The 25,750-nt window shown below is 51.0% G+C and carries 27 protein-coding genes; 9 read left to right on the top strand and 18 right to left on the bottom strand.

Annotated features, from left to right (window positions below; genetic code table 11):
- Positions 1-17 precede the first annotated feature (17 nt).
- From ACMXD4_RS05615 to ACMXD4_RS05600, 4 genes are read left to right on the top strand one after another with little or no spacing between them, the layout of a single operon-like run.
- Positions 18-560, top strand: a complete 543-nt coding sequence (locus ACMXD4_RS05615; protein WP_033158845.1) for a septation protein A — start codon at positions 18-20, stop codon at positions 558-560.
- Positions 560-862: a YciI family protein gene (locus tag ACMXD4_RS05610; protein ID WP_033158844.1), complete on the top strand. Its 303-nt coding sequence runs from the start codon at positions 560-562 to the stop codon at positions 860-862. Before ACMXD4_RS05615 ends, ACMXD4_RS05610 begins: the two co-directional genes overlap by 1 nt.
- On the top strand, positions 859-1,122 hold the full coding sequence (locus tag ACMXD4_RS05605) for a BolA family protein (RefSeq protein WP_020482975.1): 264 nt from the start codon (positions 859-861) through the stop codon (positions 1,120-1,122). The genes ACMXD4_RS05610 and ACMXD4_RS05605 overlap by 4 nt, the downstream gene beginning before the upstream one ends.
- 14 nt (positions 1,123-1,136) lie before the next feature.
- Positions 1,137-2,117 (top strand): peptidylprolyl isomerase, encoded by a 981-nt coding sequence (locus tag ACMXD4_RS05600; RefSeq protein ID WP_415880105.1) that lies wholly within the window; start codon positions 1,137-1,139, stop codon positions 2,115-2,117.
- 83 nt (positions 2,118-2,200) lie between these two features.
- Here the strand turns inward: ACMXD4_RS05600 and ACMXD4_RS05595 are convergent, their stop codons facing one another.
- Positions 2,201-2,404 carry a bacterioferritin-associated ferredoxin gene (locus ACMXD4_RS05595; protein WP_415880104.1) on the bottom strand — a complete coding sequence of 68 codons (204 nt, stop codon included), beginning with the start codon at positions 2,402-2,404 and terminating at the stop codon, positions 2,201-2,203.
- 240 nt (positions 2,405-2,644) lie between these two features.
- On the opposite strand from ACMXD4_RS05595, the gene ACMXD4_RS05590 reads away from it, so the two are divergent.
- Genes ACMXD4_RS05590 through ACMXD4_RS05570 form a run of 5 tightly spaced genes read left to right on the top strand, consistent with a single transcriptional unit; the run spans position 2,645 to position 8,608 of the window.
- On the top strand, positions 2,645-3,121 hold the full coding sequence (locus ACMXD4_RS05590; RefSeq protein ID WP_033158843.1) for a formate dehydrogenase subunit gamma: 477 nt from the start codon (positions 2,645-2,647) through the stop codon (positions 3,119-3,121).
- Positions 3,121-4,665: a formate dehydrogenase beta subunit gene (locus ACMXD4_RS05585; RefSeq protein WP_415880103.1), complete on the top strand. Its 1,545-nt coding sequence runs from the start codon at positions 3,121-3,123 to the stop codon at positions 4,663-4,665. Before ACMXD4_RS05590 ends, ACMXD4_RS05585 begins: the two co-directional genes overlap by 1 nt.
- Before the next feature lie 20 nt (positions 4,666-4,685).
- Entirely contained in the window at positions 4,686-7,538 is a 2,853-nt protein-coding gene (fdhF, locus tag ACMXD4_RS05580) for a formate dehydrogenase subunit alpha (protein WP_415880102.1), read from the top strand.
- 14 nt (positions 7,539-7,552) lie between these two features.
- Entirely contained in the window at positions 7,553-8,392 is an 840-nt protein-coding gene (gene fdhD / locus ACMXD4_RS05575) for a formate dehydrogenase accessory sulfurtransferase FdhD (protein WP_033158840.1), read from the top strand.
- A 27-nt stretch (positions 8,393-8,419) separates the two neighbouring features.
- Entirely contained in the window at positions 8,420-8,608 is a 189-nt protein-coding gene (locus ACMXD4_RS05570; RefSeq protein WP_415880101.1) for a formate dehydrogenase subunit delta, read from the top strand.
- Between the two features lie 128 nt (positions 8,609-8,736).
- Here the strand turns inward: ACMXD4_RS05570 and ACMXD4_RS05565 are convergent, their stop codons facing one another.
- From ACMXD4_RS05565 to accA, 17 genes are all read right to left on the bottom strand, one after another.
- On the bottom strand, positions 8,737-10,065 hold the full coding sequence (locus ACMXD4_RS05565; RefSeq protein ID WP_051670413.1) for a TolC family outer membrane protein: 1,329 nt from the start codon (positions 10,063-10,065) through the stop codon (positions 8,737-8,739).
- Entirely contained in the window at positions 10,062-10,709 is a 648-nt protein-coding gene (locus ACMXD4_RS05560; RefSeq protein WP_165786264.1) for a response regulator transcription factor, read from the bottom strand. Before ACMXD4_RS05560 ends, ACMXD4_RS05565 begins: the two co-directional genes overlap by 4 nt.
- Before the next feature lie 21 nt (positions 10,710-10,730).
- Positions 10,731-12,089 carry an HlyD family type I secretion periplasmic adaptor subunit gene (locus ACMXD4_RS05555; RefSeq protein ID WP_033158837.1) on the bottom strand — a complete coding sequence of 453 codons (1,359 nt, stop codon included), beginning with the start codon at positions 12,087-12,089 and terminating at the stop codon, positions 10,731-10,733.
- A 1-nt stretch (position 12,090) separates the two neighbouring features.
- Positions 12,091-14,241, bottom strand: a complete 2,151-nt coding sequence (locus ACMXD4_RS05550) for a type I secretion system permease/ATPase (RefSeq protein WP_415880100.1) — start codon at positions 14,239-14,241, stop codon at positions 12,091-12,093.
- Positions 14,242-14,352: 111 nt separating this feature from the next.
- Positions 14,353-15,390, bottom strand: a complete 1,038-nt coding sequence (gene truD / locus ACMXD4_RS05545) for a tRNA pseudouridine(13) synthase TruD (protein ID WP_415880099.1) — start codon at positions 15,388-15,390, stop codon at positions 14,353-14,355.
- A gap of 108 nt (positions 15,391-15,498) precedes the next feature.
- Positions 15,499-15,972: a 2-C-methyl-D-erythritol 2,4-cyclodiphosphate synthase gene (gene ispF / locus ACMXD4_RS05540; RefSeq protein WP_062329150.1), complete on the bottom strand. Its 474-nt coding sequence runs from the start codon at positions 15,970-15,972 to the stop codon at positions 15,499-15,501.
- Entirely contained in the window at positions 15,969-16,670 is a 702-nt protein-coding gene (ispD, locus tag ACMXD4_RS05535; protein WP_415880098.1) for a 2-C-methyl-D-erythritol 4-phosphate cytidylyltransferase, read from the bottom strand. The genes ispF and ispD overlap by 4 nt, the downstream gene beginning before the upstream one ends.
- Before the next feature lie 38 nt (positions 16,671-16,708).
- Positions 16,709-17,137, bottom strand: a complete 429-nt coding sequence (locus ACMXD4_RS05530; protein WP_415880097.1) for a hypothetical protein — start codon at positions 17,135-17,137, stop codon at positions 16,709-16,711.
- A 1-nt stretch (position 17,138) separates the two neighbouring features.
- The gene (locus ACMXD4_RS05525; protein WP_306789996.1) at positions 17,139-17,375 is read right to left on the bottom strand and encodes a septum formation initiator family protein; all 237 of its coding nucleotides are present in this window, start codon (positions 17,373-17,375) and stop codon (positions 17,139-17,141) included.
- A gap of 157 nt (positions 17,376-17,532) precedes the next feature.
- On the bottom strand, positions 17,533-18,816 hold the full coding sequence (gene eno / locus ACMXD4_RS05520) for a phosphopyruvate hydratase (protein WP_415880096.1): 1,284 nt from the start codon (positions 18,814-18,816) through the stop codon (positions 17,533-17,535).
- Positions 18,817-18,825: 9 nt separating this feature from the next.
- Positions 18,826-19,659, bottom strand: coding sequence for a 3-deoxy-8-phosphooctulonate synthase (kdsA, locus tag ACMXD4_RS05515; protein WP_415880095.1), 834 nt, complete (start codon positions 19,657-19,659; stop codon positions 18,826-18,828).
- A 12-nt stretch (positions 19,660-19,671) separates the two neighbouring features.
- Positions 19,672-21,309 carry a CTP synthase gene (locus ACMXD4_RS05510; RefSeq protein WP_033158830.1) on the bottom strand — a complete coding sequence of 546 codons (1,638 nt, stop codon included), beginning with the start codon at positions 21,307-21,309 and terminating at the stop codon, positions 19,672-19,674.
- Positions 21,310-21,437: 128 nt separating this feature from the next.
- A complete protein-coding gene (locus ACMXD4_RS05505) occupies positions 21,438-22,910 on the bottom strand; it encodes a diguanylate cyclase domain-containing protein (RefSeq protein WP_171696331.1) in 1,473 nt (490 codons plus the stop codon).
- A 13-nt stretch (positions 22,911-22,923) separates the two neighbouring features.
- Entirely contained in the window at positions 22,924-23,121 is a 198-nt protein-coding gene (locus ACMXD4_RS05500) for a hypothetical protein (protein ID WP_171696332.1), read from the bottom strand.
- Between the two features lie 2 nt (positions 23,122-23,123).
- Entirely contained in the window at positions 23,124-23,318 is a 195-nt protein-coding gene (locus ACMXD4_RS05495; protein WP_171696333.1) for a hypothetical protein, read from the bottom strand.
- 31 nt (positions 23,319-23,349) lie between these two features.
- The gene (tilS, locus tag ACMXD4_RS05490; protein WP_415880094.1) at positions 23,350-24,678 is read right to left on the bottom strand and encodes a tRNA lysidine(34) synthetase TilS; all 1,329 of its coding nucleotides are present in this window, start codon (positions 24,676-24,678) and stop codon (positions 23,350-23,352) included.
- Positions 24,679-24,744: 66 nt separating this feature from the next.
- Positions 24,745-25,719 (bottom strand): acetyl-CoA carboxylase carboxyl transferase subunit alpha, encoded by a 975-nt coding sequence (gene accA / locus ACMXD4_RS05485; protein ID WP_171696335.1) that lies wholly within the window; start codon positions 25,717-25,719, stop codon positions 24,745-24,747.
- Positions 25,720-25,750 lie beyond the last annotated feature (31 nt).

Below are 25,750 nucleotides of genomic sequence, written 5' to 3'. Positions count from 1 at the left end.
ATCTTTCAACACCAATCATGAAGCCGCTTTTAGAGTTTTTCCCAATCGTTCTATTTTTTGTCGCTTATAAACTGTACGACATTTACATTGCCACCGCCGTCGTAATCGCCGCCACGGTTGTGCAGGTCATCAGCTATTGGCTGCTATATCGTAAAGTGGAAACCATGCAGTGGATTACGCTAGGGTTGATTTTGGTCATGGGTGGAGCAACGTTGTACTTACAAGACGAGCAATTCATTAAGTGGAAACTGACCATAATTGAGTGGCTATTCGGCGGTGCATTTTTAGTCAGCCAATTCGTTGGCAAAAAGACTTTCATAGAACGCATGATGGGCGCAAACCTGGAATTGCCTGATCGCATCTGGAAACGCCTTAACATGAGCTGGTCCATGTTTTTTATCGGAGTCGGCTGTTTAAATTTGTACGTAATGGCGAACTACAGCACCGACGACTGGGTCAGTTTTAAAACTTTCGGTGTTCCTGGCCTGATGCTTATTTTTATTGCCGTACAAATAGTGTTCTTGTATAAGTTTATTCCCGCACCAGAGGCTAAAGAGTAATGTTGTATGCCGTCATTGCCGAAGATGTCGCGGACAGCTTGAGTAAACGCCTGGCCGCCCGTCCACAGCATCTGGAACGATTAACCGCATTACAAAACCAAGGCCGCTTGGTTTTGGCCGGGCCGCATCCTGCGATAGATAGTGATAACCCCGGCGATGCCGGATTTAGCGGCAGCCTGATTGTTGCCGAGTTTGCCAGTCAGCAGGATGCGCAAGACTGGGCCGATGCCGATCCTTACATCTCCGCGGGCGTCTATGCTCGTGTTACCGTTAAACCATTCAAACAAGTGTTTCCCCAATGACAGCCGACCATATCAGACAGAAGCTGGAAGAAGCTTTTAAGCCAGAATTAATCGAAATCATCGACCATAGCGCTGCGCACGCCGGTCACGCCGGCAACAAAGGCGGCGGTCATTTCCATGTCACCCTCATATCCACTCAATTTGAAGGTAAATCCCTGGTACAAAGACATCAGCTGGTTTATCAAGCTTTGGGCGACATGATGAAGGATGAAATCCATGCCCTGGGCATTAACGCTTTAACCCCCTCTGAAAACAGCTAAAGGAAATTCTTAAGATGAAACTGAAACTTATTCCCCTGATACTAGCCAGTAGCGTATTGTTACCCGGTTGCTTCGAAGAAAAAGCTAAGGAAGCCGCCGCACCAGCAGCGCCGACTGTCAGCAAAGAGGACGCGGTTGCTTCGGTTAACGGCACCTATATCAGCAAGAAAACCTTGGAAACCTTGGAAAAGGAAATTGCGGAACGCAGCCAAGGCCAAACATTCCCCAAAGAACAGCTACTGGAAGAACTGATTCAACGCGAATTGCTGATTCAACAAGCGGTGCAAAAACAACTGGATAAATCGCCGGAAGTAATCGAACGCATGGCAACCGTAAGAAACTCCTTGCTGTCGCAAGCAGCGTTACAAGATTACCTAAAAGCCAATCCGGTCACCGACGAAGAAATCAAAGCGGAATATGACTCGAAAATGGCTAACATGGGCAGCGAATACAAAGCCCGTCACATTTTGGTTAAAACCGAAGACGAAGCAAAAAAACTGATTGCAGAACTGGAAAAAGGCGGGGATTTTACCGCGCTGGCTAAAAAGCATTCTATCGATCCAATGGGCTCCGAAGGTGGCGATTTAGGTTGGTTTACCGCAGACCGTATGGTCCCGCCATTTTCTGAAGCAGTGGTTGCACTGGAGAACGGCAAATTCAGCAAAACACCGGTACAAACTCAATTTGGCTGGCACGTGATTCTGCGCGAAGAGTCCAGAGCTTTGACACCACCGCCATTTGATTCCGTCAAAGAACAAATTCGCCCAATGTTACAGCGCCAAAAAGCGCAAGCCATGATCGAAAATTTGCGTAAAAACGCCAAAGTTGAAGTCTTGCTGCCGCCGACACCGCCAAAGCAAGAAGAGGCTCAACCAGCAGCGCCAGCTGATCAGGCTGCACCAGCCCCTACTGCGGAGACCACTCCGGCCGAACCGGCCAGCGCCGCACCTAACGCAGACGTAAAACCCACCGAACCTGCGGCTACAGCTAAATAACGCACACCCAACAGGGCGGTCCAGCCGCCCTGCCTTTTTATAGTACAAGTCTTATATTGCTATAAGCTCAGCTTTCTAAATAACTATGCCGCTTGGACTTGAACTCGGGCGTGCATCTTCCGATTCTGCATATTTTCATCCAGTAAAGCTTTAATACTGGCTGTGCATTTTCCACATACACCGCCCGCCCCCGTGCACTGCATTAGTTGCCTGCGATTGCACACACCTTGGCTAATTGCCTGCCTAACCTGCCTATCGGTGACCGCTTTACACACACATACGTACATGACACCCTCTCTTAAATCATATGCGCATTAATGATAACAATTATCATTTAAAAGTAAAGCATCCACCATCACATTTTTTTTCCACGCGAACTTCCGGAACCAATCAAAGTCCGAAGATGCAATTACCTTGCTTTGCTTAGGAAATACGCGGGATTGAGGCATTAACCCGAATTGCAAACCCGGGTTTGTTCATGATTAAATAGGATGATAACCTTTTCGTCATTTATTACAGAGCCAATGATGCAAGACTATCAAACCCAAAAACCCACCGTGTTGGAAATACTGGACACTCATCAAGCGATGCCGGGTAATCTGTTGCCCATATTGCATGGTATTCAGGACACACTGGGCTACATCCCGCCGGCTGCCGTAGTAGACATTGCCAAATCACTCAACCTTTCCCAAGCGGAAGTCCACGGGGTTATTAGTTTTTATCATTACTTCCGGGAAACTCCGCCCGGAGAGCACACGATAAGGATTTGTCGGGCCGAATCATGCCAAGCCATGAACGGTAAAGCATTGGAAACCCATGCCAAACAACAGCTTGGCATCGACTTTCACGAAACAACAGCCGACGGAATTTTTTCATTAGAACCTGTTTATTGTTTGGGTAACTGCGCTTGCTCGCCATCAATCACGATAGACGACGAGGTGATTGGCCGCGTCACAACCGAAAAATTCGACCGATTGCTAGCCACTTATAAAGGTGCCAAATAATGACCCGCGTATTCATATCCCGCGACTCCACCGCGCTTTCCTTAGGTGCGGAGCAAGTTGCCAAGGCCCTAGCACAGCAAGCCTCCAGCAAAAACCTATCAGTAGAAATTGTCCGCAACGGCTCGCGCGGATTGTTCTGGCTGGAAACCCTCGTAGAAGTCGAAACCAGCCAGGGCAGAGTTGCCTATGGCCCAGTGCAAGCAGAAGATGTGGCATCTTTACTCGATGCCGGCTTGCTAGAAGGGAAGCAACACCCACTCTATTTAGGCAACATTGAAGAAATAGCTTATTTCAAAAATCAAAACCGTCTTACCTTTGCCCGCGTTGGCTTAACCGACCCAGTCAACATCGACGACTATTTGGCTCACGATGGATACCGAGGTTTAAAAAATGCGCTGGCCTTACAACCAACCGAGATCGTCAAGCAAGTAACTGACTCAGGCTTACGCGGTCGTGGCGGCGCGGCGTTTCCAACCGGGATCAAATGGAATACGGTGTTAAACGCGCCCGCAGAGCAAAAATACATAGTTTGCAACGCCGACGAAGGCGACTCAGGCACCTTCTCCGACCGGATGATCATGGAAGGCGACCCCTTCGTATTGATCGAGGGTATGACTATCGCTGGCTTGGCGGTGGGTGCTACCCAAGGTTATATTTATCTGCGCGTCGAATATCCGCACGCCAAAATCGCACTGAATCAAGCCATCGAAGCCGCCTACAAAAACGGCTATTTGGGCGAGAACATTCAAGGCAGCGGCAAAACCTTCCATTTGGAAGTGCGTAGCGGCGCCGGCGCCTACATCTGCGGTGAAGAAACATCTTTACTGGAAAGCTTGGAAGGCAAACGCGGATTAGTGCGTTTTAAGCCGCCGCTTCCCGCTATCGTCGGCCTGTTCGGCAAACCCACCATCGTCAACAACGTCATTTCGCTGGCTTCGATCCCGGTGATCCTAGACAAAGGCGGCGAATATTATAAAAACTACGGTATGGGCCGTTCGCGCGGTACCCTACCCCTACAACTGGCTGGCAACATCAAACATCCAGGGTTGTTTGAAGTGGCTTTCGGCATGACCTTGCGCGAGCTGCTTTACGATTACGGCGGCGGCTCCGCCAGCGGCAGGCCGATACGCGCGGTTCAGGTGGGTGGTCCATTGGGCGCCTATCTGCACGAAGGCCAGTTCGATACCCCGCTGGATTACGAGGCCTTCGCGGCAATATCAGCAGTATTAGGCCATGGCGGCATCGTGGTTCACGACGACACCGTCAATATGGCCGACATGGCCCGTTATGCCATGGAATTTTGTGTAGAAGAATCCTGCGGCAAATGCACACCTTGCCGAATCGGATCGACACGCGGCGTCGAAGTAATAGACCGCATTGTCGACGGCGTGCAAAAGGATAAAAACACCGTGTTGTTGCGCGATTTATGCGACACCATGACTTACGGATCTTTGTGTGCGATGGGCGGCATGACACCATTCCCGGTGTTGAGCGCGCTGAATCATTTCCCTGAAGACTTTGGCCTCGAAGCCGCCAAAGCCTGATCGATTACCAGGAGATAAATATGTCTGCCAATAACGAAATAGATTACGGAACTCCCGCGAGTTCGTCTGCAAATCAAGTCACTCTGGAAATCGACGGCCATAAGGTCACTGTCAATGCCGGCAGTTCCGTAATGCGCGCCGCCGCCGAAGCAGGGATCAGCATTCCTAAACTGTGCGCCACCGACAGCCTCGATCCGTTCGGCTCGTGCCGAATGTGTCTGGTGCAAATCGAAGGCGCCCGCGGCTATCCAGCGTCTTGTACCACCCCGGTCGCGGACGGCATGAAGGTCTGTACCCAGAACGATAAGTTGGCCAGCATCAGACGCGGCATCGCCGAACTGTATATCTCCGACCATCCTTTAGACTGTCTGACCTGTGCCGCCAACGGCGACTGCGAACTGCAAGACACCGTCGGTCAAGTTGGCTTGCGTGAAGTCCGCTACGGCTTCGATGGCGAAAATCATCTGGATTCTGAAAAAGACACCAGCAATCCTTATTTCAGCTTTGATCCATCGAAATGTATCGTTTGCTCGCGTTGCGTGCGCGCTTGCGAAGAAGTGCAAGGCACTTTCGCCCTAACTATTGACGGTCGCGGCTTCGACTCCAAAGTCTCTCCAGGCCAAAACCAGCCATTCATGGAATCCGAATGCGTATCCTGCGGCGCCTGCGTACAAGCTTGCCCTACAGCGACGCTGATGGAAAAATCGGTAATCGATAATGGCGTACCGGAACACAGCACCATCACCACCTGCGCCTATTGCGGTGTTGGCTGCTCATTCAAAGCCGAAATGAAAGGCGAACAACTGGTGCGCATGGTGCCCGACAAAAACGGTCAGGCCAACCATGGTCACTCTTGCGTCAAAGGCCGTTTCGCGTTCGGTTATGCGACCCACAAAGACCGCATCACCACTCCCATGGTCCGGGAAAAAATTTCCGATCCTTGGCGCGAAGTCAGCTGGGAAGAAGCCATTAGCTTTGCTGCCAACAAATTGAAAGGTATCCAGGCCAAATACGGTAAAGACTCAATCGGTGGCATTACTTCATCGCGTTGCACCAACGAAGAAACCTATCTGGTGCAAAAATTAATCCGCGCCGGCTTCGGTAACAACAATGTCGACACCTGCGCCCGCGTTTGCCACTCACCGACCGGCTACGGATTGAAAAGCACGTTCGGCGAGTCATCCGGCACCCAAACCTTTGACTCGGTCATGCAGTCCGATGTGATTATGGTAATCGGCGCCAACCCAACCGACGGCCACCCGGTTTTCGGTTCAATGATGAAACGCCGCTTACGCCAAGGCGCAAAACTAATCGTGGTCGATCCGCGGAGTATCGATTTGGTTAGCAATAGCCCACATGTAAAAGCCGACTATCATCTGAAACTGCGTCCCGGCACTAACGTTGCCGTCGTCACTGCATTGGCTCACGTCATCGTCACCGAAGGCCTGGCGGACGAAAAATTTGCGTTGGAACGTTGCGATGTCGAGTCGTTTAACAAATGGAAAACCTTCGTTGCGCTGCCTCAGCATTCACCTGAAGCCGTTGCCGAATTGACCGGCGTGCCTGCCGAGAGCATGCGCGCGGCAGCCCGCTTGTACGCAACAGGCGGTAATGGTGCGATTTATTACGGCTTGGGCGTTACCGAACATAGCCAAGGCTCCACGACCGTTATCGGTATTGCAAACCTGGCCATGGCAACCGGCAATATCGGCCGCGAAGGTGTAGGCGTCAACCCGCTGCGCGGACAAAACAACGTGCAAGGCTCTTGCGATATGGGCTCGTTCCCGCACGAGTTTGTGGGCTACCGCCATGTTTCCGATTCGCAAACCCGCATTCAGTTCGAAACAGCTTGGAACGTAGCGCTGTCATCCGAACCCGGCTTACGCATCCCGAATATGTTTGCCGCAGCTATCGACGGCAGTTTCAAAGGCTTGTACGTACAAGGCGAAGACATCGCCCAATCCGACCCTGACATCACTCATGTACATCACGCTCTGCGTGAATTGGAATGTTTGGTCGTACAAGACATTTTCCTGAACGAAACGGCTAAATTCGCTCACGTATTTTTGCCTGGTTCCTCGTTCCTTGAAAAAAACGGTACGTTTACCAATGCCGAACGCCGGATTTCACCAGTTCGCAAAGTCATGTCCCCACTGGGCGGTAAGGAAGACTGGGAAGTAACCCAGGACTTGTCCAACGCGCTGGGTTATCCGATGAATTACAGTCATCCTTCGGAAATCATGGATGAAATCGCGGCGCTGACGCCACAATTTGCCGGCGTCAGTTACGAAAAAATCGACGAAATGGGCAGCATCCAATGGCCTTGCAACGACGAAACCCCGGACGGCACGCCGATTATGCACGCTGATCACTTCGTCCGCGGCAAAGGTCGTTTCATGCTGACCGAATACGTTGCCACCGAAGAACGCACCAGCAGCAAGTATCCGTTGATCCTGACCACCGGCCGAATCTTGTCGCAATACAACGTTGGAGCGCAAACCCGCCGCACTGAAAACGTTGCTTGGCATGAAGAGGACCGTCTGGAATTGCACCCGCACGATGCCGAAGTCTTAGGCATCAGCGATGGCGATTGGTGCGGAGTGAAAAGTCGCTCCGGCGAAACGGTATTGCGCGCCAAGGTCACGGACCGCATGCAGCCGGGCGTGGTTTATACCACTTTCCATTTCCCGCATTCGGGCGCAAACGTTATAACCACGGATAACTCGGACTGGGCAACCAACTGTCCGGAATACAAGGTTACAGCGGTGCATGTCGCCAAAGTGGCGCAACCGTCGGCATGGCAACAGGAATACCAAGACTTTTCCGACAATCAGTTGTCTTTGCTGGAAAACCGCATCGCGGTCAACGAGTAAACCGCAACCGATTTATGGATGCAGTCTCAAGCGAACTGGGCTGGACCAGCTATCGAACCGGCACGTTCGATAGCTGGCGCGGGCCTGTTCATACCGCGAAGGAAGATTATGTCGCCGAAGAAGTGCCGGTGGTGTTGGTCTACAACACCATCCCGCACGTGGTGATGCTGGCAACGCCCCTTAATTTGGAAGATTTTGCGCTGGGTTTCAGCCTGACCGAGGAAATCATCGGTCATCCCTCCGAATTGCAATCGATACGTGTCGTACAACGTTCCAAAGGCGTGGAAGTCAGAATGACGATTCCGGAAGCCCGATTCGAGAAACTGCACGGCAAGGGCAAAAACATGACGGGCAGAACCGGTTGCGGTTTGTGCGGTGCCACTACGTTGGAACAAGCCATCCGCCACCCGCATCATGTCGGCCAAGGTTTAGCGCTTAGTGCACATCTATTGAGCAGCGGTTTCGCCGATATGGCGCAAAAACAATCTCTGAATTTATTGACCGGCGCGGTCCATGCGGCAGCGTGGCTGCATCCGGAACGCGGCATCGTTGCGGTACGGGAGGATGTCGGCCGCCACAATGCGCTGGATAAACTGATCGGCTCATTAGCCAAAGCCAACTGCAACTTTGAAAATGGCTGGCTGCTGGTAACCAGCCGCGCCAGTTACGAAATGGTACAAAAAGCGGCCAGCGTCGGCATCACACTGCTGGCAGCCATATCGGCACCTACCGCATTAGCGATTCAATTGGCGGAAGAGTGCGGGCTGACTCTGGTCGGCTTCGCCCGTCACGAGAATCACATGATCTACACTCACCCTCATCGTTTACAACATTACCAAGAATCAGCCGCATAGAACATGGATAACCATAATCTCATTAAAATGGCCAATAACATTGGTGCTTTTTTTAAATCCGAACCCGACCGGGAATTGGCTGTTAAAGGCGTTGAACAACATATCCGCAACTTTTGGGAACCGCGCATGCGTACGGCCATTATCGAATATGTGCAAAAAGGCGGTACGGAATTAATGGATATTGTGTCGGAAGCCATATTGCATATTGCCAAATAATCTCTAGTTGGCTTGGCACTCAGCTGCAAATTACTTGAAATAAACGGTCAAGCTAATCACAGCTTTCCCCAAATAGGAGCTATTTGGGGAAGTCTAGTCAGAAGTCCTTTGCTTAACGCGCGAACACCTTAATCGGCGGCGCTAAGGGGCTGAACCTCAGCGGGCAAGGTCGTACCCAAATACTTATTCAATTGGCCTTTGCTCGCTAAAATCCGAAATTGCGAAAACAACTCGTCATATTTGGCATTGATATACGAACTTTTGGCGATATAGGCTTCGTTGAAGGTATCCAACAAGTCCAATAACGTCCGTTGCCCGATATTGAATTGCTGCTGATAAGCGCTGATAGTCTTCTCGCTGGAATCGACGTGCTGTTTAAAAAACTCCAGCTGACTTTTCACGGTTTGGTGAGCCACCCACGACAAACGCATGCTTTCAATCACCTGCCTATGCGTATTATCGCGAATATCCTTGGCCTGATTGATCAACTGCGCGGTTTGCTCGCGGCGGGCCACATCCTTACCGCCGTTAAAAATGTTATAGCGCATGCGTAACATCGCGGTCATATCCGAGTTGGTACCGCGAATACCGTCCAGATTGTAGTTATGACTGACGCCGGTCTCAATATCAAAACGCGGAAAATAAGGCGCCATTGCCGTAGCATGTTGAGCAAATGCCGAATCGATATCGGAATTGGCCGATTTCAGAATAGGATGGTCGGCCAACGCTTCCTCTATGGCTTGATCAAGCGTCTGAGGCAATGCGGCTTCAGGGGACTGAATCGGCTGAATCCCTTCCGGCAGCATACCTATGACTCGCAAGAAACTGGTCTCGGCATCTTTCAAATTACCGATTTCGGACAACACATTCTTTTCCGCCAAGGCTACCCGGCCCATCGACTGGTCGACGTCAGCCCGTTTGCCCACGCCGCGTTCACTACGCAGTTTGATTTGATCGTTGGTACCTTGATGACGTTGCAGATTTTCCTTAGCCAGATTCAACAACTCCTGACGTCGCAACACCTTGATGTAGGCTTCAACACCATCAAGCGCGGTTATTTCCGACCGGCCAAATACGGTGTAGGCTCGTGAGTCGGTGCGAGCTTCCTGTCTCTCCACTTCATTCGGAGTAGCCAGACCATCAAACAACATTTGCCTGGCCAGAATCGCCCCTTCCTCCCTATGATAAAAAACCGAGCCGTCACCGCGGCCCCGAGTGGTAGGGTTATTCGATTCTTCCCAGCCGATGCCGGCTGTGACATCCACCGTTGGAAAATAGCCGGCCTTGGCTTGGCCGATTTCCTCTTCAACCGCGCGGCGTTCTGATTTGGCAGCTTGGACTTGGGGATTTTCATCCAATACTTTCTGAATAGACTCTTGCAAACTCAACGCCTGGCTGCTGGATACACAGGCCAAATGCATGGCTATTCCTAAACTCAAACTCCTGCTGACTCTCATAACATTCCTCTCTGATATTGGTCGATTTCTTTTAACAATAGGGCTAATCTCAATCGGTCGTCGACATTCAATTTCCTAAAAATCGACGATAAATGCGCTTTTACAGTACGCTCGGAAATATTCATCGCAAAAGCAATACGCTTATTACTTTCGCCCTGCCGTATCATGTCCGCCACTTCCACTTCGCGCGCGGATAAACTAGCCAGTTGCTTTAGCTTTAGTTCGGTATCGACAGTATTAGGTGCAAGTTGTGGACGCCTGGCACTGGTCAACACACCAATGACCTTGGGCACCAAAGCCCGACGAATCCAAATATCGCCCGCCAAAATACAAGCTACCGCACGAGTTAAAAGTTCCGACGCTTCGGATTGTTCGCAATAGCCGGCGGCACCGTTAATCAGCACCTCGATCTGCTTATGTTCCGGCCAATCGCAACCCATCACCAGAAACCGGACCTTTTTGTTAGCAAAAACCGTTAACAAACTGGCATCGTCATCCAGTTTTTTTGCATCGAAAATCACTGCATCGGCCGTATATTCGCTGCGGATACTGTGCAGCATACTAACGTTATATTCCGCGATCAGCGCATGAGTCCACTGCGCCGTCAGCTGAGGATTATTGGAATAAATCAGTATGTTAGCCACAAATGTAATTGTTGTTATGAGTTATCGTTCTCTTAAAGCCCTATCCCTGGCTTTCAATATCGGCTTTAAGAGGTAATCAAGCACTGTTTTTTTTCCGGTTAAAATATCAACTTCCGCGGTCATCCCGGCAATGATTTCCAAGCGTTCGCCGCCCTTTTCCAGGTAATTTTTAGCGGTGCGCAAACGAATCAAGTAGTAACTGTCTTCATCTTTCTTTTCGCCGGGTATGCTGTCGGCGCTGATATGTTCCAAAGAGGCCTCCAGGCCACCGTAGATCGAAAAATCATAAGCGCTTAGTTTTACCACAGCTTTCTGCCCAGGGCGAAGAAAAGCAATGTCCGCCGGCCGAATTTTCGCTTCTATCAACAACTGATCTTCCAGCGGCACGATTTCCAGCAAATCCATGCCGGGTTGAATAACGCCGCCCACCGTAGCCACCTTGATGCGTTTTACCGTGCCTTTTACCGGCGACAGCACTCTGGTACGGCTAACCCTATCTTCTAAAGCAACGGCAGATTCGGATGTACGATCCAGTTCCGCCTTCACCTCGTTCAACTCTTTCAAGGCTTCGGTTTTATAACGAATCTTGATCTCCGCTAATTTGTTACGCGCTTCGTCCAATGACGAACGTAGCCGCGGCATCGCCAGATTGGCAGAATTCAGCTCGCCCTTCAAATCGTTGGCAGCACGCTGCAAACGCAATAATTCAACTTGCGACATCGCCCCGTCAGCCACCAGCGGTTCAGACATCTTCACTTCGTCTTGCAATAATTTGTAGCTACGCGCCAACTGGTCGCTTTTCGATTGAATTTCAATAATTTCCTGCTCTTTCTGCCGTACCTGCTCGGCGAAAATGTCACTATTCGACCTGATTTCGCTCTGCTTGGAAACCAGCAATTGCCTGGCATTCTCGGCAATTTGCGGCGCGTTTTTCAAAACCTCCTCAGGAATCGCCAAAGGCGTGCCGTTGACTTCGGCATTCAAGCGCGCGGTATTCGCCAGTAACTCGTAATACTTTAACTTGGCTTCTTTAAACGAGGAAGCAAAACGGACTTGATCGAGTTGCAGCAACACTTGATCCTTGTCCACCAATTGGCCTTCTTGAACCAATATTTCCGAAACGATACCACCCTCCAGATTCTGCACCACCTGGACCTGACTGGACGGTATGGTCTTGCCGTCACCACGTGTGACTTCGTCCAAGCTGGCAAATCCGGCCCAAACCAAGGCCACCACCACAAATGCCACCGATGACCACAGGATCAAATGGCTTTGCAAGGGTAATTCGTAAAGATTGGCGGCGTTGACGTCGCTTAAAAAGCCCTGATCTTCGGCTCGATAGCGATGCTCAGCGCGCCACTCGGCTATTTTTTTCAACATATCAAATAGCCACCTTGATCTGTCCTTGGCGCAAGGCTTCCAGCACATGATCCTTGGGACCGTCGGCGACCATATGTCCGCCGTCCATTACGATCAATCTATCCACCAAACTCAGCAACGACATGCGGTGCGTAACCAGTATCAGAGTCTGTTCGCCCAATTGCGCGGCAAACCGCTGTTTAAACGCCTCCTCGCTACTGTTGTCCATCGCATTGGTCGGCTCATCCATAATAAAAATGGATGGCGACAACAGCAAAGCTCTAGCCAGCGCAATACTCTGCCGCTGCCCACCGGACAAGGATGCACCGCGTTCGCCCACTTGCAAATCAAAACCCGCAGGATGTTTACTGACGAATTGATCCACACCGGCAATCGCCGCCGCTTTTAACACCGCAGCGTCATCGGCGTAGCGTGAACCCAAGACAATATTGTCCTTCACGCTGCCAAACATTAAGGCAATATCTTGCGGCACATAGCCGATTTGCCGGCGTAAATCGGAAGGGTCGATTTGGCGAATATCGGTGCCGTCTATCAATATCGAACCCTCTTGCGCCTGATATAAACCCAGCATCAATTTTTCCAAGGTACTCTTGCCGGAACCGATGCGGCCGATAAACCCCACACGCTCACCAGCCTTGATCTTAAACGTAATGCCGTCCAGGGCCTTGACCGGTTGCTGCGGATAGCTGAAACGGACGTGCTTGAACTCTATCTCGCCCTTGAAACCCGGCCTATGCAAATAGTCCTTGCCACTCTCGCGTTCCACCGGTAAGGCCATCATGCGGTTAAACGACCCCAAGGCGGTGACAGCTTGATGGTAACGGGTCAATAATGCAGCGACCTGCCCGACCGGCGCCAAGGCCCGCGAGGTCAACATCGTGCAAGCCACCAGGCCGCCGGTCGTCAAATCGCCATCAGTAATCTGGTAGACACCGGCCACCACCACCAGTACCGATGCCAATTGCTGTAGGAAAGCAGTCAAATTGACGGTTAAGCCGGCATAAAACCGCGACTTTAACCCCAACCGGGCAATTTCGCCGACATTCTGTTCCCAACGGCGCTGCAATTGCCCATCCGCACCGGCCGTTTTGATAGTTTCCAGATTGGACAGCGCTTCCACCAACGTGGCATTTTTCTCGCCGCCGAATTTGAACATGGCGTTGATCGTGTTCTTTAACGGCGCCTGCAAGGCGATACCAATCAACATGGCCAACGGTAAAATCGCCAACGGAATCAAAGCCAAACTGCCGCCGACGCTATAAATAATCACTAAAAACAAAAACAAAAACGGCAAGTCGATCAATGTCACCAGCGTCGCCGAGGTCAAAAACTCGCGAAACGATTCGAATTCGCTCAGGCTGTTGGCAAATGCACCCACCGATGGCGGCCTGGCTTCCATGCGAATATTCATCAGTTTTTCAAAAATATTCGCCGACAAGATAATATCGGCGCGCTTACCGGCCGCATCGATAAAATAACTTCGCAGCAGCTTCATCGCCAATTCAAAGCCAAACACGATCAGCACGCCTACCGTCAGTACCCACAAAGTTTCCAGCGCGTGATTCGGCACCACGCGATCATACACATTCATGAAAAATAACGGCGCCGCCAAAGCAAACAGATTGATTAATACCGAAGCCGCCAACACTTCCGCATAAATCGGCCAAGATTTATACAGGACGTCCCAAAACCAATGTTTGACCTTAGGCACCGCCGATTCCGCGGTTCTGCCGTCAAAGCGATGCTGTAATTGCACAAAAAAAGCCGAACCGCTGTAACTGGCTTGCAGCTCCGCAACGCTAACAGTCTTTTCGCCGCTCTCGGTTTCCGGCAACACTACGGTATAACTGTCAGTATTCTTGGCGAGTAACACGCAGGCGTTACCATCTTTAAGCAACAACACTGCCGGTAGCACCAAATTGGAAATTTTCTGCAAGGGCCTGCGCAACAAGCGGCTGGTCAAACCGGCGCGTTCAGCGGCTCGCGTAAACAAGGCCGGCGTTAATTTATTATCGACTAAGGGCAGCCCGGCCACCAAGGCCGTGGCGGTTTGCGGGATATGCAACAACTTGCAGACCGACAGCAAAGCCAACAATAAAGGATCGTCAAACGTGGAATCTGCTGGTCCGGTTATCTGGCCGCTATCAGGCATGGAGGATGTGAGTAGAAGTTATAGTTCTTATAACGCTTAGGCGCGCTACTGTACTTAAGTATTATAAAGCGCTGCCATTACAACTTAAAAAGCAATTTTATCAAAGCAAATTCAATCACCGGCACCAGGTGCATCACCGATAATTTCCCGTAACAAGGCAGTGGCATAGCTACCGGCGGGCAAATTGAAGCTCAACTTGAGTTGATTATCCAACCACTGCCACGCCATATCTTGCGGCAATGCGCGCAAGGCCCGACGATCTGCTTCCAGATCAAACGCAATCAAGCCGTCGGCTACGGCTGCGTTAGCGGCAATCACGGCACTTTCTATCGCACCGGCCTCAGCTGTGGCAATCTTACCGCCACGACCCCACATGATCCCGGTGGGATGAATATCGCCCTGCTCGACACGTGCCGAGAGACTGACGTCGTTGGTATCGCCGGTAAAACAGCTATTACTGCCGTCTAGCTTGAATACATCGCCACTTATCGCACGCTGCCAATTGGCTTGCTCGACGCGCCGGGCCAAGATTAAATTGAACAAATACGAGCGCGCCGCCGACAGATACAAGGAACGTTGTTCGCGTTTGACCTTGGCACCGGCAAACATCGCCAATGCACGATCGATATTTTGGCCGTGATGCCCGAAACGCTGCGGGCCGAAGTAATTCGGAAAACCCTGGGCTTTGATGTGTTGCAACTGCTTTTCGGCAAGTTCTTGATCGCCTGTCCAATTGCGGATCAGCAAAGTAAAGCGGTTGCCGGCCAATACGCCGCGCTTAAGTTTCCGGGCATGCCGGACCGTTTGCAAAACCTGCAACCGGTCGGTTTCGATAGCTGACCAATCCGGATCAGCCTTACCCGGCAGCCACACGCTGAACCATTGCCGGGTGCGGCCGTGTCTATCCTTCAGACCGGCGTAGCTGACATCGTGTTGTCTGACACCGGCATGGCGAGCCAACTGCCGCGCGACATATTCGGTGTTTTCGCCGATTTTTTCGATATGGAGGAATACATGCTCGCCACTGCCTTCCGGCTCAAACGATAGAATTTCTTCGACGACGAAATCTTCAGGCTCGGTTTTGATGGCGCCGGTACCGGACGGGCCGCCGTAGGCGTAAGGCCATTCGGGTAAACTAAAATCTGTCATTGGACATATTCAATACACGTAGGCTATGTTGCGGCAACATTGTTAAGCCCCGCAGGCACACCCAGGCCTATTTGGATTTGCCACCGCCCAGCAACGGTTGTCACCGGTTTATTTCTCGATCAACACCACCGCCTGCACCGCGATACCTTCCTTGCGGCCTTCGAAGCCCAGCTTCTCCGTGGTGGTAGCTTTGACATTGATGAAATCGACATCAACAGCCAAGTCGGCGGCGATGTTGGCGCGCATGGCGGGCACGTGCGGCAGCATTTTCGGCGCCTGGGCGATGATGGTCACATCGGCGTTGACTAATTTGTAGCCTTTTTCTTGGACGATTTTATAAACGTGGCGCAGTAACACGCGGCTGTCGGCGCCCTTGAATTCGGGATCGGTATCGGGGAAATGTTTGCCGATGTCACCTAAAGCCGCCGCGCCGAGGATGGCGTCAGCCAGCGCATGCAATACCACGTCGCCGTCGGAATGGGCCTCCAGGCCCTTTTCATAGGGAATTTTCACGCCACCCAAAATGATGTGGTCGCCGTCGTTGAAACGGTGAACGTCGTAGCCTTGGCCGACTCGGATCATGCTTGTTGCTCCATATAAAATTGCGCCAGCGCCAGATCTTCCGGCCGGGTGATTTTGATGTTATCGGGACGGCCTTCGACGATTTTCGGCTGGAAACCCAACAATTCCAATGCGCTGGCCTCATCGGTAATGGCCGGATTGCCTTCGGTTTGCTGCAAGGAGTCGCGCAACATGCCGTATTTGAACATTTGTGGGGTCAAGGCCCGCCAAATGTGCTTTCGGTCAACCGTGGCGGTGATAGTGTCACCATCCACATGCTTCAACGTATCGTGCGAAGACAACGCCAGAATGCCGCCAACTACATCGTCTTTCAGCGTGTCAATTTGCAGATGAATATCAAAAGCCGTGAGACAAGGCCGAGCGGCGTCATGCACCAACACCCAGTCGTCTTCGGCGGCCTGGCCTTGCAAAGACTTCAGCGCCGATAGTACCGAGTCGGCCCGCTCTTTCCCGCCCGGCGCGGTAATCACTTGCGGATGTTTGGACACCGCCAATTCAGGCCAATACGGATCTTCAATCGAAATGGCAACAGCCACTGCTTGAAACGCGCCGGATTGCAACAGGCGGTTTAAGGTATGTTCAATGACGGTTTTACCAGCCAGCGGCAGATATTGTTTGGGGCGGTCGGCTTGCATGCGTTTGCCGACGCCCGCTGCCGGGACAACTGCCCAGCATTTGATGGATGGATTTCTTGCCACGACTACTATAAATCTTCTTCTTAGAATTCAATAAGTATTTACAAACAAACTGATCGTTCTTTGGCATCTATAGCTTTCAAACCACTTTCAGCACCAACTTCTAGTGAAATGTCTAGAGAAGTTGAACAAGGGATGCTTGCTGCTTGTTGTAGTTTGCAGAATATGACTTTATTTGTTTGAGACTCGCAATTGGCGCCAAGCTCTTCGAAAAAAACTTGAGCCTTCGATGGGTCACTCCCTAGTTGAAAACGCCTGGATAAAGCGGCATTTAAAACGGCAATATTCAGTTCATCTCTTGCTCGAAAAGCTTGCGCATCTTCATTTTTATCATGCCCAAACAGAATGGCACTGGCTATTTCGTCGGTATGATTTGCCTCATCTAAAGCAATTACCATATATCCAAGTAATAAAACAATCGCTATTGTTGGCGTTAGTACGGCAATCCATATTAATTTGGCTCGCCTCATACTACTCAAGCACTTGAAAGAAGGTTTCGTTTTCCTTGATCATGCCCAATTCATAGCGGGCACGCTCTTCGATGGTTTCCAAGCCACGGCGCAAATCCAGCACCTCGGCATACAAGGAATCATTGCGTTCCTTTTTTTCCTGGGCTTCCTTAGTCAGCGTATCCAGGCGTTCCCGATAATCGCTAATCTGCGAGACGCTGGCATCACCTAGCCACAACCGATACTGGAAGTGAACGATTAATAGGATGATGATGGCGATCAGGGTTTTAATGGCTGCTCTCGATCTGTAGATTGGGTTAGCCCTACGCGAGGGCTTAACCCAACTTAGAAGTCGACGTGTTGGGTTACGCTCTATCGAGCTTTTATACCCGAAGGGTAACCCAACCTACGCTTTTTTATTTCAGCATTTTGAATGCGCTACGGCCGGCATATTTAGCTTTGTCGCCCAACTCGTCTTCGATTTTCATCAGACGGTTGTATTTGGCAACCCGGTCGGAACGGCTCAATGAACCGGTTTTGATTTGACCGGTACCGGTAGCAACCACCAAGTCGGCGATGGTGGTGTCTTCGGTTTCGCCGGAACGGTGAGAAACCACGGCGCTATAACCCGCAGCAGCAGCCATATCGATAGCGGCCAAAGTTTCGGTCAAGGTACCGATTTGGTTAACTTTGATCAGGATGGAGTTGGCAATGCCTTTCTCAATACCTTCTTTCAGGATGGCAGGGTTGGTCACGAACAAATCGTCGCCGACCAATTGAATTTTGCCGCCCAATTTTTCAGTTTCATATTTCCAGCCGTCCCAGTCGTTTTCATCCAGACCGTCTTCGATGGAGATGATGGGATATTTATCAACCCAAGCAGCCAGGAAGTCGACCATTTCCGTGGAGTTAAAGCTGCGATTTTCCGCAGACAACACATATTTGCCGTCTTCGAAGTACTCGGAAGCCGCTGCATCCATACCCAGGTAGATGTCTTCACCCGCTTTGTAGCCGGCTTTTTCGATCGCTTCCAGGATCACTTCGATGGCTTCTTCGTTGGAAGACAAGTTAGGTGCAAAGCCGCCTTCGTCGCCTACAGTGGTGGCCAAACCGCGGCTTTTCAATACTTTAGCCAGGTTGTGGAATACTTCGGCACCGTAACGGATCGCTTCGCGGAAAGTGGGGGCGCCGACAGGTAGAATCATGAATTCTTGCAAATCCACGCTGTTATCAGCATGCGATCCACCGTTGATGATGTTCATCATTGGTACAGGCAGAATGAATTCGCCGGATTTGTTCAGGAATTTGTAAAGCGGTACGCCAGCTTCTTGCGCCGCAGCACGGGCAGCCGCCATGGAAACACCCAAAATGGCATTCGCACCGATGCGGCTTTTGCTAGGAGTGCCGTCCAAGGCAATCATTTTTTCGTCCAATGCGGCTTGGTTGTTGGCGTCCATACCTACAACGGCTTCGCGGATTTCGGTGTTGACGAAGTTAACTGCCTTCAACACACCTTTGCCCAAATAACGGGCTTTATCGCCATCACGCAACTCAATCGCTTCGCGTTCGCCGGTGGAGGCACCGGAAGGCACCATCGCAGTACCGACTATGCCGGATGCCAAATACACTTCTGCTTCCACGGTCGGGTTACCGCGTGAATCCAGAACTTCTCTTGCCTTTACGTCTACTATTCTTGCCATTATTTTGCCCTATAGTGTGGTTTCAATCAGGCTGGTGGATTTAACAGCCCGGTCTATCGTTACTAACATTTCCAATAATTCTTTCATGCGGTGCAAGGGCCAGGAGTTCGGGCCGTCGCTCAACGCTTCTTCCGGTTTGGGATGCGATTCCATGAAAAGCCCGGCAATGCCCACTGCGACTGCCGCGCGCGCCAACACAGGCACATGCTCACGCTGGCCGCCGGAGACATTGCCCTGCCCGCCCGGCAACTGCACGGAGTGGGTGGCATCGAATACCACCGGGCAACCGGTGTCGCGCATTACGGCCAGCGAACGCATGTCCGAAACCAAATTATTATAGCCAAACGACACGCCGCGCTCGCAAACCATGATTTGCTGATTGCCGGTGGCTTTGGCTTTGGCGGCGACATTGGCCATATCCCAGGGTGCTAAAAACTGGCCTTTTTTGATATTTACGGGTTTACCCAAAGCCGCGACGCTTTGAATGAAATTGGTCTGGCGGCATAGAAATGCCGGCGTTTGCAACACATCGACCACCGCCGCAACCTCTTCTAAAGGTGTATCTTCATGCACGTCGGTCAGAACTGGTACATGCAACTGTTGCTTCACTTTTTCCAGAATCTGCAAACCTTTTTCCAGACCCGGCCCGCGAAAACTACCCAAAGATGAACGATTGGCTTTGTCGAACGAGGATTTATAAATAAACGGAATAGCCAACTCATCGGCTATTTCCTTCAATTTACCGGCGGTATCCATGGTCATTTGTTCGCTTTCGATCACACAAGTACCGGCGATCAGGAAAAACGGCTTATCCAGGCCAACTTCGAAATTACATAAGTGCATGTTTAACCTTGTTTATGCCCCTAGAGGGTGCTTCTTGTGTTTGGCAGCCGCTTCGACGAAGCCGGAGAACAACGGATGACCGTTACGCGGTGTCGAGGTGAATTCAGGATGGAATTGGCAGGCCAAAAACCAGGGATGATCGGGCAGCTCAATAATTTCTACCAAGCGGCCATCCAGCGACTTACCGGAAAAACGCATGCCTGCGGCTTCCAATTGCTTCAAATACTGATTGTTAAATTCGTAACGGTGACGATGGCGCTCGGTAATCACATCTTTTTGGTACAACTCGAATGCCAATGAATCGGATTTTAAGCGGCATTTCTGCGCGCCCAAGCGCATGGTGCCACCGATGTCGGAGTCTTCGTCGCGCACGTTCAACTGTCCGGCTTCATCCATCCATTCGGTAATCAAGCCGATGATGGGGTGTGGGCTATTCGGCAAAAACTCGGTGCTATGCGCGCCTTCCAAACCGACCACATCGCGAGCAAACTCGATAACCGCGGACTGCATGCCCAAACAAATGCCCAAGTAAGGAATCTTGTTCTCGCGGGCGAAACGTACCGTGGAAATCTTGCCTTCCACGCCGCGCTCACCAAAACCACCCGGCACCAGAATCGCATCGACATCTTTCAGCTTGGCGGTACCTTCGGCTTCGATCGTTTCGGAATCGATATAGGTAATTTGCACCTTGTGGCGGGTGTGGATCCCAGCGTGAATCAAAGCCTCATTCAAGGATTTGTAGGCATCGGTGTGATCGACATATTTACCGACGATGGCAATATTGACCTCATCGGTCGGGTGAGTCAGACCATCAACCACCTTCTCCCATGCCGACAAGTCAGCGGGTGGCACGTCGAGACGTAGCTGAGCGACGACGATGTCGTCCAGGCCTTGTTCGCGCAACAATAGCGGGATGCGATAAATGGTGTCGGCGTCAATCGCGGAAATGACCGCTTTTTCGTTAACATTGGTAAACAAAGCGATTTTTTTGCGCTCGCTGGCCGGAATCGGCTGCTCGGAACGACAAATCAAAATATCCGGCTGGATACCGATAGTGCGCAGCTCTTTTACCGAATGTTGCGTGGGTTTGGTTTTAATCTCGCCGGCCGACTTGATGTAAGGCACCAAAGTCAGGTGGATAAAGACCGCCCGATCCCGACCCAATTCCACGCCCATTTGCCGGATAGACTCCAGAAACGGCAAAGATTCGATGTCACCAACCGTGCCGCCGACCTCGATCAGTGCCACATCGGTACCTTCCGCACTGGCGTAGACACGGCGTTTGATTTCGTCGGTGATATGCGGAATAACCTGTACGGTCGCGCCAAGATACTCGCCCTTGCGCTCGTTACGCAACACTTGCTCGTAAACCTGGCCAGTGGTGAAATTGTTTTTCTTGGCCATCGTGGTTTTTAAAAACCGCTCGTAATGGCCTAAATCCAGATCGGTTTCCGCGCCATCCTCGGTAACAAACACCTCGCCGTGTTGAAACGGGCTCATGGTGCCGGGATCGACGTTGATGTAAGGATCGAGTTTGGTGAGAGTAACTTTCAGGCCGCGATCTTCCAAGATGGCTGCCAACGATGAAGCGGCTATCCCTTTTCCCAAGGATGAAACCACTCCGCCGGTGATGAATATGAATTTTGTCATGAACGTTTGGCGCCCTGTTAAGCAATAGCAAGGGGGTCGAAAAGCGGCAAATTCTAACAGTTTTATGGTGCAATTGCCTTTTTAATTGCCAAAGCAAGCTGAGCAGGGATCTCGATTATTGAAAAACATCAACGAGATTCGGCAGTAAACGCCAACTGATTTTTGCCACGTTGCTTTGCCAGATACATCGCATCGTCAGCACATTTAATCAACAATTCGGCTTCGAAATGATCGGTGGGATACATGGCAATGCCGATACTGGCACCAATTTTGACAGTCTTTCCATGAATTAAAAATGCTTGATTGATCGCTTTCAACACATTTAGCGCCACTTGCTTGGCCGCCAACACCGAGTGCAGCGACGTTAGCACGAATACGAACTCATCGCCGCCCAAACGCGCGACGGTATCGACTTCACGGCAACATTGTTCAAAACGTCTAGCCACGGCTTGCAATAACTCATCGCCGGCATCGTGCCCCATTTCATCGTTGACATCCTTGAAACCGTCCAAATCCAAAAACAGTACTGCCAAAAATGTCGAATCGCGCTTGGCGCGCAGCAAGTCTTGCCGCAAGCGCTCGATCAACAAACCACGATTCGGCAAACCGGTGAGTTGATCATGAAACGCCAAATGCATTAATTGTTTTTCCTTGCGCTCCTGCTCGCTGACATCGGTAATAGTGCACAAACTAATCTGATCGTTAAACTCGAACAGGGTTTGGGTATTGATTTTGGCGACAAAGGTGGAATTGTCGCGCCGTAGCCCCAGCATTCGAGCATTGTCCGCAACAATCAATTCTTTTAAAGGCTTGCCGATCAAGACCTGATCGCCATATCCGAACAACTGATTGGCGGCCTTATTGACGGAAAGCACACTTTCGTCTCGGCCATACAAAACGATACCGGTCTCGATGGAATCGATAATATTGCGCAAGGCCTGAACATTGCCCTGCGATTGCTTGATTTGCGCCAGCAAACGTTTGCAGACCAGAGCAAAATTCAACAGCGCCAGTAATAACAGACTAGCTTGCAAGGTACGCAAGTAGAACACTTCCTTGGTAGCGTTCTGCTGCAATGCTGTAGTAAGTTCATTCATCAAACCCAGCAATTGCGAGTTATGCATCAACAATGTATTTAATGCCGGCCGCAAAACCTCGACATCAACCCCTGCACCACCTTGTTCAACCGGCAATAAACGTTTGTGGATCAAAGTCCAAAGCTGGGACGCCGAGACCGTAATCATTTGCGTATTGGGGGCTTCGGTGGCAGCCAGATAAACCGGTTTGCCATCACCGCTACTGGTCATGCTGCCCTGCAAAAATCCGTTTAAGGTTTTATCGAACAAATCGACGGCATCGGAAAATTCGCTAAAAGCGCTGTGCTTCTCCGCGTCGGTTTGCGCAACATGTAACATCAGCAAAGATTTGGTCATGCGCTGCGACAACATGCGCTGGCGGCCGGACAAGTTAATAGCCACCGCGCTTTTTTCCAGCTTTGCGGAAATCCAAAAATTAAGCCCTAGCGCCACCGTATCAAATACGATGAATAACACCACCGGAATAAAAATCGCCGGAAGTTTGCCGAGGGTCTTTGGGGTCATGTCAGGCAGTTGCTTATAAGCCCTGATCTACGCCAGTTTGTAACTTGGGCCAAGTACTAAATGCAAACACCCAAATCATGATGATGTTAAGCACCGGCACCAACAAAACTAGGGTCCAACGCCCGTCGAATCCGGCTTTTTCCAAAATCCGATAACCCAACCACAGGCAAAACAACATGAACACCGGTAACAACACAAAAAATAGTTCCATGGCTAACGCTCCTGCTTTGCATTTGGCCACTCTTGGAAGGCCAATTGTAAAAACACCATCAATAATCCAAAGATCGGCAAAAACACTAACGCCGCCCACGCTGGGTTTAGCCCGGCTTTTTTATAGATCAGGATCGCCGGAATCGCAACCATCATGCCCACGATCATGGCCTGAAGTATCTCGGGAAACATCAACATGACACCTCCTAACGGTTTTCGTTGTCTATCATTACATGCTTTCAGGCACTCGCCAATCCAATTGGTAACAAGCATCCGTAGCGCTATGCCAAGCCCATTCCGCTACCCATAAGCCTGCTACCGCAGCCAAGCGGCCATTTAAGTAAATCAAAGGCCGAATTTCTCTTTCCCAAGGCGGAACCCCAGCCTCTTGGTAAAGCTTTTTTAGACAATGATGACCCGCTCGGCCAGGCATTTTAAGCGTTTCGCCACCCCGCCTTGGCTCCACCGTCACTATTGCACTATTCCACAAGCTTTTGGATAGCCCGGCCGATGCAGTGCTTCTGGTCAATACATAGCCATTGCCTAAGGTTATCCGCTCCTGCTCTTGGTTCCACGGCTTTGCCTGAGTTTCTTTTTGTAAACGTTGCAGGGGGATGCAATACACTTTTTGCCGATATTTTCGGATCGAATGGCCTTGAATATCAATTTGCGGCAACGCATCGGCACGCCCACCAATCAACTGCTCAACCAGCGTTTGCAACACCGCCTGGCTCGGCGGTTTCAACCCGATACGGCCCAACCATTGCCGTAAAAGGCAATTCATTTGCATCGCTGTGACGGCTGATAAATCGGCGATATTGAAACTGCCATCGGTCGGATCGAAAAACGTCGGCAAGGTCTGCGCCGCCCAAGCCTCTATCATCCGTGCCGCGTCGCCGCAATGCCCGGCCGAACGTGCAACCGTTTTATCCAGTGCTGGCCAGCGCTGTTTTAATAAGGGAAGAATGTCGTTACGCAGGTAATTGCGGTCGAAATCGCTGCTTTGATTACTGGGATCTTCCACCCATTGCAAACCTTGAGTTTGCGCATAGCGTTGTATCTCGGCCTTGGCCACATTCAATAGCGGCCGCAGCATTTGTCCCTTCCCAAACGCACTGGTAATCGGCATGCCGGCCAAGCCTGACACGCCGGCGCCTCGGAACAATTGCAATAGCATGGTTTCCATCTGATCCTCGCGGTGCTGGGCCAGCAGGATAATATCGTCGACAGCCAATAATTCCCGTAGCGCCCGATAACGGGCCTCTCGTGCCGCCGCCTCCGGGCTTTCGCCGTTGTTGGCCCGCGCATCAACCGTTAACAATTGAAAATCCACACCTAAGCGCTCTGCTTGCCGGCGACAATGCTCACCCCATCCCGCCGACTCGGCTTGCAAGCCGTGATCGACATAAACGGCAATAATTTTGCCGGTGAGCGACGGCAAGCCAACGCATAAATCCAGCAGCACCGTCGAGTCCAAGCCGCCGCTATAAGCAACGAAAACTTTCCGGCACGTAACAGGTAATAAAGCGGCGATGACCTGAGAATTGAGATCGGGCATGGTTTACTCACAAAAAAGGCCGATTTCACTCGGCCTTTTAATGAACAACTAAATTAACTGACGGCTTTATTTGACCGGCTCTTCGATGTACGAACCAAAACGCATAATGCGTTGATAGCGTCTTTCCAGCAGCATGTCCATATTATCCGCCTGTTGCTGAAGTTCGTTCAGATGTCTGCACAAAGCCTCTTGCAGATTGGCGGCAATTTTTTCGAAATTGCGATGACCGCCACCAACGGGTTCGCGGATCACTTCATCCAGAAAACCTTGTTCACGTACGCGGTCTGAAGTGATGCCCATCGCTTCCGCAGCCAACTGGGCCTTATCGGCACTTTTCCATAAAATAGAAGCACAACCTTCCGGAGATATAACCGCATAGGTGCTGTATTCCAGCATCAATAACCTATCACCCACGCCGATGGCCAAGGCGCCACCTGAACCACCTTCTCCGATTACTGTACAAATAATCGGGGTGCGCAATTTGGACATTTCGAACAGATTGCGGGCGATCGCCTCGCTTTGACCACGTTCCTCGGCGCCGATACCCGGATAGGCGCCTGGGGTATCTATTAAACAGATGATGGGCAGTTTGAAGCGTTCGGCCAGCTTCATAACCCGCAGCGCCTTGCGATAACCTTCCGGACGCGGCATACCGAAGTTGCGATAAATTTTTTCTTTGGTATCGCGGCCTTTTTGATGACCGATCACCACCACCGGCTGACCTTCCAGGCGAGCCATGCCGCAGACGATGGCCGGATCGTCAGCGTAGGAGCGATCACCGTGCAGTTCGTGAAATTCGGTGAATATCAGATCGATATAATCCAGCGTATAAGGCCGGCCCGGATGTCTGGACAATTGCGAAATTTGCCAGTCCGACAAATCCGCGAAAATGCTTTCCGTCAAACTCTCGCATTTCTGCTCAAGCTGCTTCAAGGTTTCGGAAATGTCAAAATTGTTGTCGAGTTCGACCTTACGCAGCTCTTCTATTTTGGCCTGTAGTTCGGCAATCGGCTGTTCGAAATCTAAGAATTTTAAATCCATGTCAATCCGGCATTAGAATCAATAAAATGGT

Source organism: Methylomonas sp. TEB (assembly GCF_047777895.1).
In the GTDB taxonomy this organism is placed as follows: domain Bacteria; phylum Pseudomonadota; class Gammaproteobacteria; order Methylococcales; family Methylomonadaceae; genus Methylomonas.
The sequence above is the reverse complement of the archived record's forward strand: the minus strand, read 5'-3'. Positions and strand labels throughout refer to the sequence as shown.